Below are 16,263 nucleotides of genomic sequence, written 5' to 3'. Positions count from 1 at the left end.
GAAACCGTCGAGATGAGCGAATACTCCCTTTTCACCTCCGAGTCCGTGTCTGAAGGGCATCCGGACAAAATCGCCGACCAGATTTCTGACGCGGTGCTGGACGCCATCATTGCTGAAGACAAGTTCGCCCGTGTGGCGTGCGAGACTCTGGTGAAAACCGGCGTAGCAATCATCGCGGGCGAAGTCACCACGTCGGCCTGGGTCGACCTGGAGCAGATCGTTCGTGACGTGATCACCGACATCGGCTACACCAGCTCCGACGTCGGCTTCGACGGTGCTACCTGCGGCGTGATGAACATCATTGGCAAGCAGTCCCCTGACATCAACCAGGGTGTTGACCGTGCCAAGCCTGAAGATCAGGGCGCCGGTGACCAGGGCCTGATGTTCGGCTACGCCAGCAACGAAACCGACGTGCTGATGCCTGCACCGATCACCTTTTCGCACCAACTGGTACAGCGCCAGGCCCAGGCCCGTAAATCCGGCCTGCTGCCGTGGCTGCGCCCGGACGCCAAGTCCCAGGTAACGTGCCGTTACGAAGGCGGCAAGGTTGTCGCCATCGACGCCATCGTGCTGTCGACCCAGCACAACCCTGAAGTGTCGTACACCGACCTGCGCGAAGGCGTGATGGAACTGATCGTCAAGCACGTGCTGCCAGCCGAGCTGCTGCACAAGGACACCCAGTTCCACATCAACCCTACCGGCCAGTTCATCATCGGTGGCCCGGTGGGCGACTGCGGCCTGACCGGTCGCAAGATCATCGTTGACACCTACGGCGGCATGGCCCGTCACGGCGGCGGCGCGTTCTCGGGCAAGGATCCATCCAAGGTTGACCGTTCGGCTGCTTACGCCGGTCGTTACGTGGCCAAGAACATCGTGGCTGCCGGCCTGGCTGAGCGCTGCGAGATTCAGGTTTCCTACGCTATCGGCGTCGCTCAACCGACTTCGATTTCGTTGAACACCTTTGGTACTGGCAAAATTTCCGACGAGAAAATCATCAAGCTGGTACGTGACGTATTCGACCTGCGTCCATACGCCATCACCACCATGCTTGACCTGCTGCACCCGATGTACCAGGAAACTGCAGCGTACGGCCACTTCGGTCGTACGCCGCAGATCAAGACCGTTGGCGACGATACCTTCACCACGTTCACGTGGGAGCGTACCGACCGCGCTGAAGAGCTGCGCGCTGCCGCCGGTTTGTAATTAAGCCTGCTGCACCAGAAGCCCCGGACAGGTGACTGTTCGGGGCTTTTTGCTGCTCATGGATAACGTTCGACGGATTGCTTGCCTGCGGATGCTGCTAACATCCACGGTTTGGATCAGCCGAAACGCGCTTGCGTGGCGTTTTTTCAGCCTTATTTAATTGTCATCTTTTGTCATGGAGCCATTTATGAAATTACTTTCACCGCTCGCCCTGTTGACTGTTTGCGGCCTGCTGGCAACGCCTCTGATGGCCGCAGACGCAGCGCCGGAACTGACCGGTTGCGCTGCCAAGAAACAAGCCATCACCCTGCAACTTGAGCAGGCCCGCGCGCACGGCAACAGCAACCAGGTCGCGGGCCTGGAAAAAGCCCTGAGCGAAGTCACCGAGCACTGCACTGACGCCGGCCTGCGCAAGGAACGTGAAAACAAGGTGCTGGAAGCCAAGCACGAAGTGAGCAAGCGCCAGGCTGATCTGGACAAAGCCATGAAGAAAGGCGACCCGGAGAAAATCGACAAACGCAAAAACAAGCTGGCCGAATCGCGCAAGGAACTGCAAGAAGCGCTGGATCAGCTGGATAAATAAGTCTCGCGATACGGATCTCCTGTGTGGGAGCGGGCTTGCTCGCGATGGCAGCACCTCGGTGATTCAGAAGTCCCGAGTCGTGCTTGTCGCGAGCAAGCCCGCTCCCACAGAAGGCGGGTACCGGCTGATCTTTACTCAGTGATTCCTGAATTCCTTGTGGCACGCACTGCAGGTGTCTTCCACTTTCTGCACGGCAGGCGTCAGGTTACTGGCTTTGTAGGGTTGTACCTGGCTGGCGATCACCAACTCACCGGTTGCGCCCTCCAACTGGCGCGCCAGTTGCTGAAAACGCTCCTGCTTTTGCCAGACATCATCGGTAGCACTGGTCAGGTCGGACTCCTTAACCTGTGGGAAATGCTTCCACGGCTCGTGAGCCAAAGCGTCCAACTTGATGGCACCTTCGGTAAAGCGCGGACCGTCAAAGGGAATCCGACCTCGCAACATGCCCCCCAGGTCTTCGCTGGTCTTTAGCATCTGCTTGAAAATCGCTTTACGCTGGCCCAGCGGCGAATCGGGATCCACCCCGCCACACGCAGACAACGTCAGGCAGGCCAGCACAACAACAGTCAATCGTTTAAAAGTCATGGTCGCTTCAGGTCACGGAAATCGGTCGCCAGTATCCTCGCGTCACCTGCAAAGACCAATACCCCTATTGAATACAAGGATTGCCAGAGGGTTATCCGGCCTCGGCAAACCTCGAAGGAATTTCACCCATGAACACATTTTTCAAGCCTCTGGCCTGGGCGTTGCCCGTTGCCCTGTTGCTGGCCGGATGTAACGGCACCGACAAGGACGCCGACAAGAATGCCACTCAGCCAGAACCCCACACGACCTACAGCAAGGCTGACTGGAGCGCACTGCCTGAAGTGACGGGCAGCGACCTGCAAAGCGGTTTTGCTTCATGGCGCAGCGCCTGTACCCGACTCAAGGCCGACCCCAACTGGGGCTCCGTGTGCAGCGACGCAGCCGCCTTGCCTGCCAGCCCGAGCGTGGCCGACATCAGCAACTTCCTGCAAACCCATCTCGACGTGTACAGCCTGCGTTCGGCCGAAGGCAGCAGCGACGGCCTGATCACCGGTTACTACGAACCGGTTTACCCCGGCAGCCTCAAGCCGACCCAGGCCGCCAACGTACCCATCTATGGCGTACCGGCTGACTTGATCGTGGTCAACCTGGACAGCATCTACCCCGAGCTCAAAGGCAAACGCCTGCGCGGGCGCCTTGAGGGCCGTGTGCTCAAGCCTTACGACACCGCAGAGACCATTAACAGCAAAGGCCTGCAAGCACCGGTACTGGCGTGGCTGACCGACCCGATGGACCTGCAGTTTTTGCAAATCCAGGGCTCGGGCCGGGTTCAACTCGACAATGGCCGCCAGCTGCGCATCGGCTATGCCGACCAGAACGGCCATCCGTACAAACCGATTGGCCGCTGGCTGGTTGAACAGGGCGAACTGAAAAAAGAAGACGTGACCATGGGCACCATTCACGCCTGGGCCATGGCTCACCCGCAACGGGTCCACGAGATGCTGGCCAGCAACCCGAGCTACGTGTTTTTCACCCAGAACCCGGACAGCAACGAAGGCCCGCGCGGCTCGCTGAACGTGCCGCTGACGGCTGGCTACAGCGTGGCGGTGGACCGCAAGGTCATCCCGCTGGGCAGCCTGCTGTGGCTGTCGACCACCCAGGCTGATGGCCAGCCCATCGTACGCCCGGTAGCCGCCCAGGACACCGGTGGCGCCATTGCTGGCGAAGTGCGGGCTGACTTCTTCGTGGGCACCGGCCCTGAGGCCGGGAAGATTGCGGGCGACATGAAGCAGAAGGGCAATATCTGGCTGCTATGGCCGAAAGGCGCGGCGCTGCCGCAGTAAAACCACCTGCATGCAATGAAACCAAACCTTTGTGGGAGCGGGCTGGCTCGCGATGGCATCACCGCAGTGCATCAGGCAAACCGGATTGCCTGCATCGCGAGCAAGCCCGCTCCCACACATTGGTTATTGGCTTGCGTTTACATCGACACAAAAAAGAAGCTGACCACCAGTCCCATGCCGATAAACCACACGATGGAGCGCAGGATCGCCCAGTCGGCCAGGTAGCAGATGATGTACAGCATGCGGCTGGTAACGAACAGAACCGCCAGCACATCAATGGTCACGGGCTGGGCGTTCCCTACGATATCGGCAATGATCACCGCCGCCGCAAAGGCCGGGGTCACTTCGAAGCTGTTGAGCTGGGCGCTGTGGGCACGCTTGGCAAAGCCTTGAAGGTTGTCCAGAAACGTACGTGGATCATGGTTTTGTTTGGGCCCGAACTTGCCGTCGCTGAACTTGGCAAAAGCGGTACACACATAGGTCAAACAGAAGGCAATAAGCACACACCAGAAGGCAACCGTCATTGGAATTTCCTTTTTAGAGTTTCAACACGAGTATGGGTGGCCTGCTACAGCGCCAGTGCGCACATGCAACCTCAGTGCAACTGCGTGGTCAATGACCTCGCACATCGCGCCCATTTGCCACACCCCGGGGATGTGCCCCTGATGCCCGCGCCTGCATCCAAACATAACCCGTACTGATCGGGTTTCCATTCATTCTCGCCACCACAGGATCCCGGATGCTTGAGCTTGTTGCTGCGTTTATCTGCCTGACCTCACTACTGACTTACGTGAACTTCCGCTTTATCGGCCTGCCGCCGACGATTGGCGTGATGGTCACTGCCCTAATGTTTTCGTTGCTGCTGCAAGGCTTGAGCTTTATCGGTTATCCGGGCCTTGAAGAGCGCGTGCAAGAACTGATCGGCCAGATCGACTTCGGCGATCTGCTGATGAACTGGATGCTGTCGTTCCTGCTGTTTGCAGGCGCCCTGCACGTCAATATCAATGATGTACGCAGCTATCGCTGGCCGATTGGCCTGCTGGCCACCGTCGGTGTGCTGATCGCCACCACCGTGATCGGCAGCCTGGCGTACTGGATTTTTGCCCTGTTCGGCTGGCATATCAGTTTCCTGTACTGCCTGCTGTTCGGCGCACTCATCTCCCCCACCGATCCGATTGCCGTGCTGGGTGTACTGCGGACCGCCAACGCCTCCAAACCGCTGAAAACCACCATCGTGGGCGAGTCGCTGTTCAATGACGGCACCGCTGTTGTGGTGTTCACCGTATTGCTCGGCATCCTGCAACTGGGCGAAACCCCGAGCCTGAGTGCCACGGCCATGCTGTTTGTTCACGAAGCCATCGGCGGCGTGGTGTTCGGTGGTTTGATCGGTTACCTGGTGTACCGGATGATCAAGAGCATCGAGCAGTATCAGATCGAAGTGATGCTGACCCTGGCACTGGTGATCGGCGGCTCGGCCATGGCCAGTGAACTGCATGTGTCGGCGCCGATCGCGATGGTTGTCGCAGGTCTGATCATCGGTAATCTGGGCCGTAACAAGGCCATGAACGAGATGACCCGTCGCTACATGGACGGTTTTTGGGAGTTGCTTGATGACATGCTCAACGCGCTGCTGTTCGCGCTGATTGGCATGGAACTGTTGCTGCTGCCGTTCTCATGGCTGCATTTGCTGGCGGCCAGCGTTCTGGCCATGGCCATTTTGCTGTCGCGCCTCTTGACCGTGGCACCGGCCATTGTCCTGCTGCGCCGCTGGCGTACCGTGCCACGGGGCACCATCCGCATCCTGACCTGGGGTGGCCTGCGCGGCGGTGTTTCGGTAGCGCTGGCCCTGGCATTGCCACTGGGCCCGGAGCGTGACCTGATCCTGAGTATCACCTACATCGTGGTGCTGTCCTCGATCCTGTTCCAGGGTTTGACCATCGGCAAACTGGTCAAGCACGTGACCAAGGATGCGCCGGTAGAGGTTGAGCACGCGCACTGATCCCGGTGTTTTTCCCCGCCTTGGCTACACTCACGTTCCTGAGGCCTTAAGGCATGACACACAAAGGGGAACGGGATGAGTACTTCTGCTGCCTATGCACCACCCAGGCGCCCTCTGGGCGCCAACATCATGATCATCACCGCATTGATTGCTCTGGGCATTACCGCCTGGCGGTTCTTCACTCCCTTGTCCGGGGTGACAGATTCCGGGGGGGCAATGACGGCGATGCTGGCCGAGTTTGTGCTGTTTGTCCTGGGGGTGGTGCTGGCTCAAGCCAGGGCGGGAGGCCTGCGAAATTTCGTCCTCTTCCTGGCCTGGGTCGGTGTGATCGGAACAACGTTTGCCGCATGCCTGCTGCACGGTTGGTGGACAGCCGCCGTTCTGGGGATCTACGCCCTGGGTGTGATCATTGAAACCTTTGCCGGCAAGCCAACAAGGAGCGCGATATGAGCGCGATCACAAAACAGTTTTTGACAGCTCCGGCCTTGTGCTTGCTGGCGAGTGTTTCCAGCGTCCACGCGCAAGACACCTACACCGTCCCGCCGCCTTTGCTGGCACCGTCCAGCATCTCTGCCGAGGACGCAAAACTGCCGATCCCCAGCGGCAAGGAGTGGGACAGTTTCCACGGGCAACTGAGCTCGCAAAAGTATTCGCCCCTGACTCAAATCAACAAGGACAACGTCGGCAAACTGACCAAGGTCTGGGAATACTTCACCGGCGACATGTCCACGGGCACCGGCAAAATCCCGCCGTCGGTCTGGTCCGCGACACCTATTTTTGCCAATGACACGTTGTACGTCGGCACGCCTTTTTACCGGATCATTGCCCTGGAGCCCGAGACCGGCAAAGAAAAGTGGACCTACGACACCAAATCGAAACTGGTCGCCGAAACCCAGCCCGCGCTCAAATCACGTGGCGTGGCCTACTGGCAGGAAAAAACCCCTCAAGCGGGCGTGGCCTGCCAGAAGGTCGTCTACCTGGGCAACATGACCGCGCAGCTCTACGCGGTAGACGCCGACACCGGCAAGCCTTGCGAAGGCTTCGGCAAAAACGGGGTGGTGGACGTCAACCAATGGAACACCATGAACGCGAAATGGCCGCTGTCACAGTTGCAGCCACCCACCGTCATCGGTGACAAGTTGATCGTGGGCTGGGCCGGTAAAGACTGGGAATACGAAGTTGAATCCCCGGGCTCACTGTTTGCCCTCAATGCCCGCACCGGCGCGCTGGAGTGGGAATTCAAGCCGATCCCCGAGGAAGAGGCAGGCAAAACCGGCACTGCCAACATCTGGACAGCCATGTCGTATGACCCGGCGCTGGGCTTGCTGTATATCCCCGTGTCCTCGCCTTCACCCAACTATTGGGGCGGCAACCGGACCAAGCCGATTCCGCTGGGCACTTCCACCACGGCCCTGGATATCAACACCGGCAAGGTCGTGTGGTCTCGTCAGTGGGTTCACCACGACATATGGGACTACGACATCAACTCGGCCCCGACGCTGATGGACATCACCGTCAACGGCAAGCCCGTGGCAGCACTGGTGCAAGCGACCAAGATGGGCTTTTTGTTCACCGTTGACCGCCGCACCGGCGAGGACGTATGGCCGATTGAAGAACGCCCTGTACCCCAGGGTGATGCTGCTGGAGAGGTGTACTCGCCAACCCAACCGTTCCCGACCAAGCCTGCACCCTTGATGGATCAATCGAAAAAACCGGCGATCTGGAAAATCGCCGACATTGTCGGTTTTGGCCAGTGCACAAAAATGTGGGACGGCCTGGAATACAACGGCATGTATTCGCCGCCCAGCACCAAAGGCAACGGCGTACTGGCCTACCCGGACAGTGCCGGTGGCGTGCAATGGGGCGGTGTAGCGTTTGATCCGGTCAGCCAGGTCGCCATTGTGAACACCTCCCACATTGTGCAGATGATCAAGCTGTGGGACCGCGCCTCCTACGACAAGCAACCCAAAACTGCAGGCAACGAGAACGGCTTCTACCCACAGATCGGCGCGCCTTACGGCATGAGTTTGCTCAACGCACAGAACTGGGCAGGCATGCCGTGCTGGGCACCGCCTTTCGGTGAAATCGTGGCGATCGACATGCGCACCGGTGACGTGAAATGGCGTCGTCCGATGGGCGCCGTCCAGCAGTGGGGTTGGTACATGCCTGAAGACATGGGCTCGCCGACCATTGGTGGCCCGGCAGTGACCGCAGGTGGCGTGGTGTTCATTGGTGCATCGATGGATGCCAAGGTTCGTGCCTATGCCCTGGAAGACGGCAAAGAGCTGTGGTCGGACATCGTCATGGCCCCTGCCGTCGCCAACCCTGCCGTGTATGAATACAAAGGCCGACAATATGTGGCGTTTGTGGCGGGCGGCAACTCGATCATGAAAGATCAGGTAGGGGACCAGGTGGTGGTGTACGCACTGCCCAAGTAACAGGAAATAACCTGTAGTCGCTGCCGCAGGCTGCGATAAGGGCCGAAGGACCTTCGCTCTTGGAAAAAACGCGAACCCTTTGGACTCGATCGCAGCCTGCGGCAGCGGCTACACGGATGTTTGATCAGCCCGCCAACCGCTGCAACTGCTCGCTGGCCCGCTCGGCGAACAATTGCAGCAACCCTTCCAGCGTATGCGCCGGGGCTTCGTCCGCCCGGGTCACCGCGTACAGCGTAATCGGCAGCGCCGGGCTCAAGGGCCGGATCAAGGTGCTTGCCCGTGAAGCACCCAACGCCGTAAACGGATCAATCACCGCCAACCCCGCACCCGACTCCACCATCGCCCGCGCCAGCGAATAGGTCTGCACCGCGATGCTGATGCGCGGCGGTGGCTCTACTGCTTGCAGGTAGCTGTCCAGCCGGGCAAACAGCGGATCGGCACTGCTCAGCCCGATCAACGGCGCGTCCGCCAGCTCATCCAGTGCGAGCGGTACGCCTTCGCTTTCATCCGCCCAGTACCCCCGCGGCGCCAGCGCTACGAGTACACCGTGGGCCAGCGCCCGCGCCTTGAGCCCCGGATGATCGGGCAGCTTGAAGGTCAGGGCCACGTCCAGTTCGCGCATCAACAGGTTCTGCACCAGCTCACGGCTGTGGGCGCTGGCCAGTTCACAGTTGATATCGGGATAACGACGGGTCCACTCGCTGATCACCGGCGGCAATAGTGACAACGCCAGCGCGGGCGTGCTGCCAATGCGCAAACGATGCCCCGGCTCACGGCGCAGGCTTTCGGCCAGGCGCTGCACACCTTGCAGGCTCTCGGTCACCTTGTCGACTTCGCGCTCCAGCAACAGCGCTTCGGGGGTGGGCTGCAACTTGCCGCGCACCCGCAGAAACAGCGGGAACCCCAACCGCTGTTCAGCGTGTTGCAGCACCTTGCTCACCGCAGGCTGGGAGACATGCAGCAACTGGGCAGCCGCACTCACCGACCCGGTTTGGCGAATCGCCTGGAACACTTCGATATGACGCAAGCGCATGGCAGCAGTCCATAACCTTTGTTTATGGGAGGACCATCTTTATTCATTGTTCGCCGCCTGTCACCTGCCCCTAACCTGAAGCCTGTTCAACAGTGGCTAGGGACTGACATGGCACAGCGAGTTTGCATCATCGGCGGGGGCGTTATCGGGCTGGCAACGGCGTATGCATTGGTGCGCGACGGCTTTGACGTGAGCGTGATCGAGGCCCAGCCCACCCTGGGCAGCCAGACCAGCTTTGCCAATGGCGGTCAGCTTTCCTACCGCTACGTCGCCCCCCTGGCCGATGCCGGTGTGCCCTTGCAAGCGGTGGGCTGGATGCTGCGCGGCGACTCGCCGCTCAAGCTGCGCCCACGCATGGACCCGGCCCAATGGCGCTGGCTGGCGTCGTTTATAGCCGCGTGCCGTGGTTCGGTGAACCAGCGCAATGGCGCGCATTTGCTGCGTCTGGCATTGCTCAGCCAGGCCACATTGCAGCAATGGCGCGAAGAAGATCAGCTGGACGGTTTCGCCTGGCAGCGCAACGGCAAACTGGTGGCGTTTCGTGAACGCAGCCACTTCGACAAAGCGCGCAAAAAAGTTATCCACAGCTCATTTCAACAGGCGCTGTCCGCCAGCGAATGCGCCAGCCTGGAACCCGGCCTGCAAGGCTCGGCATTTGTGGGAGGCATCTACACCCCGAGCGAAGAGGTCGGTGACTGCCACGCGTTCTGCCAACAACTGGTCGCTCGCTTGCAGGCCAGTGGCCGTTGCACGTTCTTGCTGGGTAAAACCGTCACCCGCCTGCGTCATGCCAACGGTGAAGTCCAGGCTGTGGAAATGGGCGACGAGGTGCTGGCAGTGGATCAACTTGTGCTCGCAGCGGGGCACAACAGCCCGGCCCTGCGCCTGCCGGGGATGAACCTGCCGCTGTACCCGCTCAAGGGCTACAGCCTCACGCTGGCCCTGACCGACCCGCAAAAAGCACCACAGATGAGCATCACCGACTACGACCGCAAAATTGTCTACGCCCGCATTGGCGAGCAATTGCGCATTGCCGCGATGGTCGACATTGTCGGCTTCGATCCCTCGCTGGACCCCAAGCGCCTGGCGCAAATGCGCCAACTGGCCAGCAGCACTTTCCCGGATGCGGGCAACTATCACGACGCTATCGAGTGGGCTGGCATGCGTCCTGCTACCCCGAGTGGCGTTCCCATTCTTGGCGCCAGTGGCTACCGCAACCTGTGGCTCAACCTGGGCCACGGCGCGCTGGGCTTTACCCTGGCCTGTGGCAGCGGGCGCTTGCTGAGCGAGCTAATTGCGCACCGTAAAACGTCCATTGACCTGCAAGGCCTGGCTGCCTGAGTGCACCCTCCCAACCAGAAGGAATGCCCGATGACGATTGACCGTATCAACAGCAATGACCGTTTGAGCGCCGCCGCGACGTTCGAGGCGCTGGTATTTTTGTCCGGACAAGTTCCTACGCAAAGCGAGGACATCACGGCACAGACTCAAGAGGTCTTGAGCAAGATCGACGCACTGCTGGCCGAAACCGGCAGCGACAAGGACCACATCCTTAACGCCACCATTTACCTGCAAGACATTCAGCGCGACTTCGCCGCCATGAATGCCGTGTGGTCAGCCTGGCTATCGGCAGGCAAGGCGCCTACCCGCACCACCCTGCAAGCCGAACTGGCACGGCCTCAGGTGTTGGTGGAAATAAGCGTGATTGCCGTTCGTCATTAATCTGTTTTAAGGGAAAACAACAACATGAAAAAACTTACCTTGATCAGTTGCACCCTGGGCCTGTTGATCAGCCACACCGTGCAAGCCAATGAGACGCCGCTGCAAGGCACGCTAAAGAAAATCGCCGACTCCGGAAGTATTACCTTGGGTTATCGCGATGCCTCGGTACCGTTTTCGTATGTCGGGGACAACAGCGGCAAACCGATGGGCTATTCGGTGGAGTTGGCGAACAAAATCGTTGAACGTATCCAGCAGCAAGTGGGCGACAAACCGCTGAAGGTCAAATACAACCTGGTGACTTCGCAAACCCGTATCCCGCTGGTGCAGAACGGCACCGTTGACCTGGAGTGCGGCTCAACCGGCGTGACCGCCGAGCGGCAAAAGCAGGTGGCGTTTTCCTATGGGTTTATTTACGTCAAAGGCCAATTGCTGACCGCCAAGGACAGCGGCATCAAGGGCTTCGATGATTTGCGGGACAAGAACGTCGTCACGACGGCTGGCACCACCAATGAGCGCTTCATCAAAAGCTACAGCGCCGACCACAAGATGGGCATGAACGTCATCAGCGCCAAAGACCATGGCGAAGCCTTCAAGATGCTCGAAACCGGCCGCGCCGTAGCGTTTTACATGGACGACGCGCTGCTTTACGGCGAACGCGCCAAAGCCCGTGATCCGCACAAATGGGTGGTTGTAGGGGATGAACAATCCCGGGAAATCTACAGTTGCATGGTGCGCAAGGACGACCCGCAGTTCCTGGCGGTGGTCAACAAGACCCTGGCTGATTTGTATCAGTCCGGTGAAATCACCAGCATTTACCAGCGCTGGTTTGAACAACCGATCCCGCCCAACGGCCTGAACCTGGAATTCCCGATGACCGCCGAGCTAAAACAGATCATCGCCAAGCCGGTGAGTGATCCGGTGGAGTAAGGGCGTCAAAAAAAGTCTTCCGTTACACCCTCACCTTCAAACCAGCTGTCCCAAGACGCGCCTGCTGCACTCAGGCGCGTGCTGCTTCCGTGCGTTGCCAGCGTATCCAGCGACTTGTCGACATAACCCTTGGCCAGCTCCACCAAGTGCATGACCGACAACACCAAATCGCGCGCAGGCCCGCTCAGGCCATTCCCCGCCTCATTCGCGCAGGCACCCGCACAGCGCAACAAGTCTGACGCCTGGGCCAAAGCCGCTTCTGAATTGACACTGTCCGGGATGGCCAGCATGGCCGTGCCTATAGGGCGATAAGGCTTATGGTTTTGCAGGTAGTAATTGAGCGCACGTTCGACGGCGATACGATCCAGCAACGGGTCGTTACTGTCAGCAGCATCGAGGGGAGAAACGGGTGGATCGGGGGTGATTTTTTTCATGGGGTTCTCCAAATTTATGGAGCTGCCCTTTATCGCTACTAAACGAATGGGTGGCAGCCGTACGCAGGTTAGTAGACCGGAAAACTTGGAAACCGGCGCACCCGAAAGTGCCCTACGCACGGCCACCATAGAGATGGCGCTTTGCGTCAAGTTTACAAGCCGGGCTACTAAACCCGACCGCTGTTTTGCAGCGATCGGCCGAGACTATTCCCCGATTTGAACAGGCGCAAGCGAGCGGAATCTTCTCGGATGTTTCACGAGAATGAAAGCGAAACGTCGTACGAAACCACTGAAATTGAAGCCCGCTCCCACAAAAGCAAAAAAGGGCTGAGGCTGACTTAGAAATCGCCCCACAACTGCTGCGCCACGGCCAGGGCTACCACCGGTGCGGTTTCGGTGCGCAGCACCCGTGGGCCAAGGCGTGCAGGCTGGTAGCCGGCGGCTTGGGCCAGATCGATTTCGTTGTCGGTCAGGCCGCCTTCAGGGCCGATCAAGAACGCCAGCGTCGCAGGCTTGGCGTGACTGGCCAAGGGCTCCGATACCGGGTGCAGCACCAGTTTCAAGTCAGCCTGCGTGGTCTTGATCCAGTCGCCGAGCAGCACTGGCGGATGAATCACCGGCACCCGCGAACGGCCGCATTGCTCGCACGCACTGATCGCCACTTGCCGCCAGTGGGCCAGGCGCTTGTCGGCGCGCTCGTCCTTGAGCCGCACTTCGCAGCGCTCGCTCATGATCGGCGTGATTTCAGTGACCCCCAGTTCAGTGGCCTTTTGAATCGCCCAGTCCATGCGCTCGCCACGGGACAGGCCCTGGCCGAGGTGAATGGCCAATGGCGATTCGATTTGCCCGACAAAGGTTTCGTCCAGCAACACGCGCACGCGTTTTTTGCCGACTTCCAGCAAGCGCCCCAGAAACTCCTGGCCCGAGCCGTCGAATACCTGCAGGGCATCGCCCTCGGCCATACGCAGCACGCGGCCAATGTAATGCGCCTGGGCCTCAGGCAACTCATGTTCACCAAGGCTCAAGGGAGCGTCGATAAAGAAGCGGGACAATCTCATTTATATTCTCTGGAAAAGGGCTCTGTACTTTGTAGTCGCTGCCGCAGGCTGCGAAGAGCTCCAGGGCGGACAGGACTGCTGCGCAGCCCATCGCAGCCAGCGGCAGCGACTACAAGGGGATGCTGCGGTTTAACCCGGGTCACGGAAGTCTGGATGAAAGTTCGACGGCACGGCCACGCTGATGTCGTTGCGCGTCGCAAGGTCGATCCCTTCACTGGCCACCTCGGCCAAAAAGTCGATCTGCTCCGGGGTGATCACGTAAGGCGGCAAGAAATACACCACGCTGCCCAATGGACGCAACAACGCGCCCCGCTCCAGCGCGTGCTGGAAGACTTTCAGGCCTCGACGTTCCTGCCACGGGTATGCGGTTTTGCTGGCTTTGTCCTGGACCATTTCAATGGCCAGGACCATACCGGTCTGACGCACCTCCGAGACATGGGGATGGTCTACCAGATGCGCGGTGGCGCTGGCCATGCGTTGCGCCAGGGCCTTGTTGTTTTCGATCACGTTGTCTTCTTCGAAGATATCCAACGTCGCCAGGGCCGCCGCGCAGGCCAGCGGATTACCCGTGTAGCTATGGGAATGCAGAAAGGCGCGCAAGGTCGGGTAGTCATCATAAAACGCGCTGTACACCTCGTCCGTGGTGACGCATGCAGCCAGCGGCAAATAGCCACCGGTCAGCGCCTTGGACAGGCACAGGAAGTCCGGTGTGATGCCCGCCTGCTCACAAGCAAACATCGTCCCGGTTCGACCAAAGCCCACGGCGATTTCATCGAGGATCAGATGCACGCCGTAGCGATCACAGGCCTCGCGCAGCAGTGTGAGGTAGACCGGGTGGTACATGCGCATGCCGCCCGCGCCCTGGATCAGCGGCTCAACGATCACCGCCGCAACCGTGTCGTGATGCTCGGCCAGTGTCTGTTCCATGGCCAGAAACATCGTGCGCGAGTGCGCTTCCCAACTCACGCCTTCGGGGCGCAGGTAGCAATCGGGGCTAGGCACTTTGATGGTATCGAGCAGCAACGCCTTGTAGGTTTCGGTGAACAACGGCACATCACCCACCGACATGGCTGCCATGGTTTCGCCGTGGTAGCTGTTGGTCAGGGTCACGAAGCGTTTTTTATTCGGCTGTTCGCGATTGAGCCAGTAGTGAAAGCTCATTTTCAGCGCAACTTCGATACACGACGATCCGTTATCGGCGTAGAAGCAACGAGTCAGCCCTTCAGGCGTCATGTTCACCAGACGCTCGGACAGTTCGATCACCGGCTGATGGCTGAAACCGGCAAGGATCACGTGCTCCAGTTGATCGACCTGATCCTTGATGCGCTGATTGATACGCGGGTTGCAGTGGCCAAACACGTTGACCCACCAGGAACTCACCGCATCCAGGTAACGTTTGCCTTCGAAGTCTTCAAGCCACACACCTTCGCCGCGCTTGATCGGGATCAACGGCAGTTGCTCGTGATCCTTCATTTGGGTGCAGGGGTGCCATAACACGGCAAGGTCGCGCTGCATCCACTGATTATTCAGGCCCATTTCCACTCTCCTGGCGCTGGTTCCCGACATCTGCGGGTAAACAATCGCGCAAGCCTATGCAATCCGCAGGCGTGTCACAACCCATTACAAATTCCGGCAGCGTATAGACGCTTGCAGACCCGCAAGAAGGACACTAAATATTGTTAACGTTTGCTTAATTATTGCCTCACAGGCTACACATCGTATTTATCGATACCTTGCAGCTAAAAAATGAGCTTTCAATCGATAGGTAAACCATTAGTCTTAGATCCAAGTTCCTACAGGATGTTGGCAATGCAGCTACGTAACTCTTCTTCTCGATATGGTGCCGTCAGCATTCTCATGCACTGGACCGTTGCGCTCGCGGTGTTCGGACTGTTCGCCCTGGGTTTATGGATGGTCGGTCTGGACTATTACAGCCCTTGGCGCAAAGAAGCCCCTGACCTGCATAAAAGCATTGGCCTGACGTTGCTCGCCGTGATGGTGCTGCGTGTACTGTGGATCTGGATCAGCCCGGCGCCACCGGCACTGGCCAGTTACAGCAAGGCAACGCGTATTGGGGCCAAACTCGGCCACGGCTTTTTGTACCTGAGCCTGTTTGCCGTGATGATCGCCGGCTACCTGATCTCCACCGCAGAAGGCGTGGGCATCCCGGTCTTCGGCCTGTTTGAAGTCCCTGCACTGATTTCCAACCTGCCCGACCAGGCCGATGTGGCCGGTGTCGTGCACTTATACCTGGCGTGGACCGTGGTGATTTTTGCCGGTTTGCATGGTCTGATCGCTTTGAAACACCACTTTATAGATCGTGATGCGACCCTGACTCGTATGCTGGGGCGCAAAGCCTGATGCTCGACCTCAACTCAAAAGGAAAAGAAAGCATGTTGAAAAAGACCCTCGCTGCGCTCGCTCTCGGTACCGCACTGCTGACCGCAGGCCAGGCCATGGCTGCTGACTACACCATCGACAAGGAAGGCCAGCACGCCTTTATCGACTGGAAAGTCAGCCACCTGGGCTTCAGCTTCATTCACGGTACTTTCAAGGACTGGAGCGGCACATTCTCGTGGGATGCAGCCAAGCCTGCCGACAGCAAGATTGACGTGACCCTGAAAACCGCCAGCCTGTTTTCCAACCACGCAGAACGTGACAAGCACATCGCCAGCAAAGACTTCCTGGACGTGAGCAAGTACCCGGAAGCGACCTTCAAGTCGACCAAGGTTGTGCCGACTGGCGACAAAACAGCTGACGTGACAGGCGACCTGACCCTGCACGGCGTGACCAAGCCTGTGACCTTCAAGGCAACGTTCAACGGCGAAGGCAAGGACCCATGGGGTGGCGAACGCGCTGGCTTCAACGCGACCACGACTGTGAACCTGAGCGACTTCGGCATCAAATCCCCAAGCAAGGATCAGACCCTGAGCCTGGATATCTCGCTCGAAGGCGTGAAGGCCAAGTAATAGCGCTTTTATACGGCTAACAAAAAACG

At 59.1% G+C, this 16,263-nt stretch carries 17 protein-coding genes; 11 read left to right on the top strand and 6 right to left on the bottom strand.

The features are described from left to right. The first annotated feature begins 12 nt into the window (after positions 1–12). Together metK and VSQ83_RS00995 are read left to right on the top strand one after the other, a co-directional pair. Positions 13–1,203 carry a methionine adenosyltransferase gene (gene metK / locus VSQ83_RS01000; RefSeq protein WP_133075204.1) on the top strand — a complete coding sequence of 397 codons (1,191 nt, stop codon included), beginning with the start codon at positions 13–15 and terminating at the stop codon, positions 1,201–1,203. A 187-nt stretch (positions 1,204–1,390) separates the two neighbouring features. Then, positions 1,391–1,786, top strand: coding sequence for a DUF1090 domain-containing protein (locus VSQ83_RS00995; RefSeq protein ID WP_133075203.1), 396 nt, complete (start codon positions 1,391–1,393; stop codon positions 1,784–1,786). A 135-nt stretch (positions 1,787–1,921) separates the two neighbouring features. Here VSQ83_RS00995 and VSQ83_RS00990 read toward each other — a convergent pair whose 3' ends face one another. Beyond that, positions 1,922–2,371, bottom strand: coding sequence for a c-type cytochrome (locus VSQ83_RS00990; protein WP_133075202.1), 450 nt, complete (start codon positions 2,369–2,371; stop codon positions 1,922–1,924). A gap of 128 nt (positions 2,372–2,499) precedes the next feature. Between VSQ83_RS00990 and mltA the strand changes: the two genes are divergently transcribed. Beyond that, complete coding sequence (mltA, locus tag VSQ83_RS00985) at positions 2,500–3,654, top strand: murein transglycosylase A (RefSeq protein ID WP_133075201.1); 1,155 nt, start codon at positions 2,500–2,502, stop codon at positions 3,652–3,654. A gap of 137 nt (positions 3,655–3,791) precedes the next feature. Here the strand turns inward: mltA and VSQ83_RS00980 are convergent, their stop codons facing one another. Then, positions 3,792–4,178 (bottom strand): MAPEG family protein, encoded by a 387-nt coding sequence (locus VSQ83_RS00980; protein ID WP_133075200.1) that lies wholly within the window; start codon positions 4,176–4,178, stop codon positions 3,792–3,794. A gap of 215 nt (positions 4,179–4,393) precedes the next feature. Between VSQ83_RS00980 and VSQ83_RS00975 the strand changes: the two genes are divergently transcribed. The 3 genes from VSQ83_RS00975 to VSQ83_RS00965 all read left to right on the top strand — a co-directional run bounded on the left by VSQ83_RS00975 (position 4,394) and on the right by VSQ83_RS00965 (position 8,091). Then, entirely contained in the window at positions 4,394–5,653 is a 1,260-nt protein-coding gene (locus VSQ83_RS00975; RefSeq protein ID WP_326425059.1) for a cation:proton antiporter, read from the top strand. 75 nt (positions 5,654–5,728) lie between these two features. Next, entirely contained in the window at positions 5,729–6,103 is a 375-nt protein-coding gene (locus VSQ83_RS00970) for a hypothetical protein (RefSeq protein ID WP_133075198.1), read from the top strand. Beyond that, positions 6,100–8,091: a pyrroloquinoline quinone-dependent dehydrogenase gene (locus VSQ83_RS00965; RefSeq protein ID WP_326425057.1), complete on the top strand. Its 1,992-nt coding sequence runs from the start codon at positions 6,100–6,102 to the stop codon at positions 8,089–8,091. The genes VSQ83_RS00970 and VSQ83_RS00965 overlap by 4 nt, the downstream gene beginning before the upstream one ends. A gap of 124 nt (positions 8,092–8,215) precedes the next feature. On the opposite strand, the gene VSQ83_RS00960 is transcribed toward VSQ83_RS00965, so the two are convergent. Then, a complete protein-coding gene (locus VSQ83_RS00960; RefSeq protein ID WP_133075196.1) occupies positions 8,216–9,124 on the bottom strand; it encodes a LysR family transcriptional regulator in 909 nt (302 codons plus the stop codon). A 108-nt stretch (positions 9,125–9,232) separates the two neighbouring features. Here VSQ83_RS00960 and VSQ83_RS00955 point away from each other — a divergent pair, with 108 nt between their 5' ends. From VSQ83_RS00955 to VSQ83_RS00945, 3 genes are read left to right on the top strand one after another with little or no spacing between them, the layout of a single operon-like run. Beyond that, positions 9,233–10,465 carry a D-amino acid dehydrogenase gene (locus VSQ83_RS00955; RefSeq protein ID WP_326425055.1) on the top strand — a complete coding sequence of 411 codons (1,233 nt, stop codon included), beginning with the start codon at positions 9,233–9,235 and terminating at the stop codon, positions 10,463–10,465. Positions 10,466–10,495: 30 nt separating this feature from the next. Beyond that, positions 10,496–10,846, top strand: coding sequence for a RidA family protein (locus VSQ83_RS00950; protein ID WP_133075194.1), 351 nt, complete (start codon positions 10,496–10,498; stop codon positions 10,844–10,846). Positions 10,847–10,870: 24 nt separating this feature from the next. Continuing rightward, the gene (locus VSQ83_RS00945) at positions 10,871–11,773 is read left to right on the top strand and encodes a transporter substrate-binding domain-containing protein (RefSeq protein WP_133075193.1); all 903 of its coding nucleotides are present in this window, start codon (positions 10,871–10,873) and stop codon (positions 11,771–11,773) included. Positions 11,774–11,778: 5 nt separating this feature from the next. Here the strand turns inward: VSQ83_RS00945 and VSQ83_RS00940 are convergent, their stop codons facing one another. The 3 genes from VSQ83_RS00940 to VSQ83_RS00930 form a co-directional block, all read right to left on the bottom strand. Next, entirely contained in the window at positions 11,779–12,207 is a 429-nt protein-coding gene (locus tag VSQ83_RS00940; RefSeq protein WP_326398631.1) for a DUF6124 family protein, read from the bottom strand. Positions 12,208–12,545: 338 nt separating this feature from the next. Then, positions 12,546–13,265: a 16S rRNA (uracil(1498)-N(3))-methyltransferase gene (locus VSQ83_RS00935; protein ID WP_219262657.1), complete on the bottom strand. Its 720-nt coding sequence runs from the start codon at positions 13,263–13,265 to the stop codon at positions 12,546–12,548. A gap of 129 nt (positions 13,266–13,394) precedes the next feature. Continuing rightward, a complete protein-coding gene (locus VSQ83_RS00930) occupies positions 13,395–14,801 on the bottom strand; it encodes an adenosylmethionine--8-amino-7-oxononanoate transaminase (protein WP_219262658.1) in 1,407 nt (468 codons plus the stop codon). Between the two features lie 273 nt (positions 14,802–15,074). Between VSQ83_RS00930 and VSQ83_RS00925 the strand changes: the two genes are divergently transcribed. Together VSQ83_RS00925 and VSQ83_RS00920 are read left to right on the top strand one after the other, a co-directional pair. Beyond that, positions 15,075–15,626, top strand: a complete 552-nt coding sequence (locus VSQ83_RS00925; RefSeq protein WP_133075190.1) for a cytochrome b — start codon at positions 15,075–15,077, stop codon at positions 15,624–15,626. A gap of 32 nt (positions 15,627–15,658) precedes the next feature. After that, positions 15,659–16,234 carry a YceI family protein gene (locus tag VSQ83_RS00920; RefSeq protein WP_133075189.1) on the top strand — a complete coding sequence of 192 codons (576 nt, stop codon included), beginning with the start codon at positions 15,659–15,661 and terminating at the stop codon, positions 16,232–16,234. The last annotated feature ends 29 nt before the right edge of the window (positions 16,235–16,263 follow it).

The sequence above is a fragment of the Pseudomonas sp. DSV-1 genome (assembly GCF_035830915.1).
GTDB lineage: Bacteria > Pseudomonadota > Gammaproteobacteria > Pseudomonadales > Pseudomonadaceae > Aquipseudomonas.
The sequence above is the reverse complement of the archived record's forward strand: the minus strand, read 5'-3'. Positions and strand labels throughout refer to the sequence as shown.

Coding starts and splice junctions, on each gene's coding strand:
- VSQ83_RS00925 (WP_133075190.1), top strand. CDS start 15,075: ATGCAGCTACGTAACTCTTCTTCTCGATATGGTGCCGTCAGCATTCTC.
- VSQ83_RS00940 (WP_326398631.1), bottom strand. CDS start 12,207: ATGAAAAAAATCACCCCCGATCCACCCGTTTCTCCCCTCGATGCTGCT.
- VSQ83_RS00950 (WP_133075194.1), top strand. CDS start 10,496: ATGACGATTGACCGTATCAACAGCAATGACCGTTTGAGCGCCGCCGCG.
- metK (WP_133075204.1), top strand. CDS start 13: ATGAGCGAATACTCCCTTTTCACCTCCGAGTCCGTGTCTGAAGGGCAT.
- VSQ83_RS00930 (WP_219262658.1), bottom strand. CDS start 14,801: ATGGGCCTGAATAATCAGTGGATGCAGCGCGACCTTGCCGTGTTATGG.
- VSQ83_RS00920 (WP_133075189.1), top strand. CDS start 15,659: ATGTTGAAAAAGACCCTCGCTGCGCTCGCTCTCGGTACCGCACTGCTG.
- VSQ83_RS00960 (WP_133075196.1), bottom strand. CDS start 9,124: ATGCGCTTGCGTCATATCGAAGTGTTCCAGGCGATTCGCCAAACCGGG.
- VSQ83_RS00980 (WP_133075200.1), bottom strand. CDS start 4,178: ATGACGGTTGCCTTCTGGTGTGTGCTTATTGCCTTCTGTTTGACCTAT.
- VSQ83_RS00975 (WP_326425059.1), top strand. CDS start 4,394: ATGCTTGAGCTTGTTGCTGCGTTTATCTGCCTGACCTCACTACTGACT.
- VSQ83_RS00945 (WP_133075193.1), top strand. CDS start 10,871: ATGAAAAAACTTACCTTGATCAGTTGCACCCTGGGCCTGTTGATCAGC.
- VSQ83_RS00995 (WP_133075203.1), top strand. CDS start 1,391: ATGAAATTACTTTCACCGCTCGCCCTGTTGACTGTTTGCGGCCTGCTG.
- VSQ83_RS00990 (WP_133075202.1), bottom strand. CDS start 2,371: ATGACTTTTAAACGATTGACTGTTGTTGTGCTGGCCTGCCTGACGTTG.
- VSQ83_RS00970 (WP_133075198.1), top strand. CDS start 5,729: ATGAGTACTTCTGCTGCCTATGCACCACCCAGGCGCCCTCTGGGCGCC.
- mltA (WP_133075201.1), top strand. CDS start 2,500: ATGAACACATTTTTCAAGCCTCTGGCCTGGGCGTTGCCCGTTGCCCTG.
- VSQ83_RS00955 (WP_326425055.1), top strand. CDS start 9,233: ATGGCACAGCGAGTTTGCATCATCGGCGGGGGCGTTATCGGGCTGGCA.
- VSQ83_RS00935 (WP_219262657.1), bottom strand. CDS start 13,265: ATGAGATTGTCCCGCTTCTTTATCGACGCTCCCTTGAGCCTTGGTGAA.
- VSQ83_RS00965 (WP_326425057.1), top strand. CDS start 6,100: ATGAGCGCGATCACAAAACAGTTTTTGACAGCTCCGGCCTTGTGCTTG.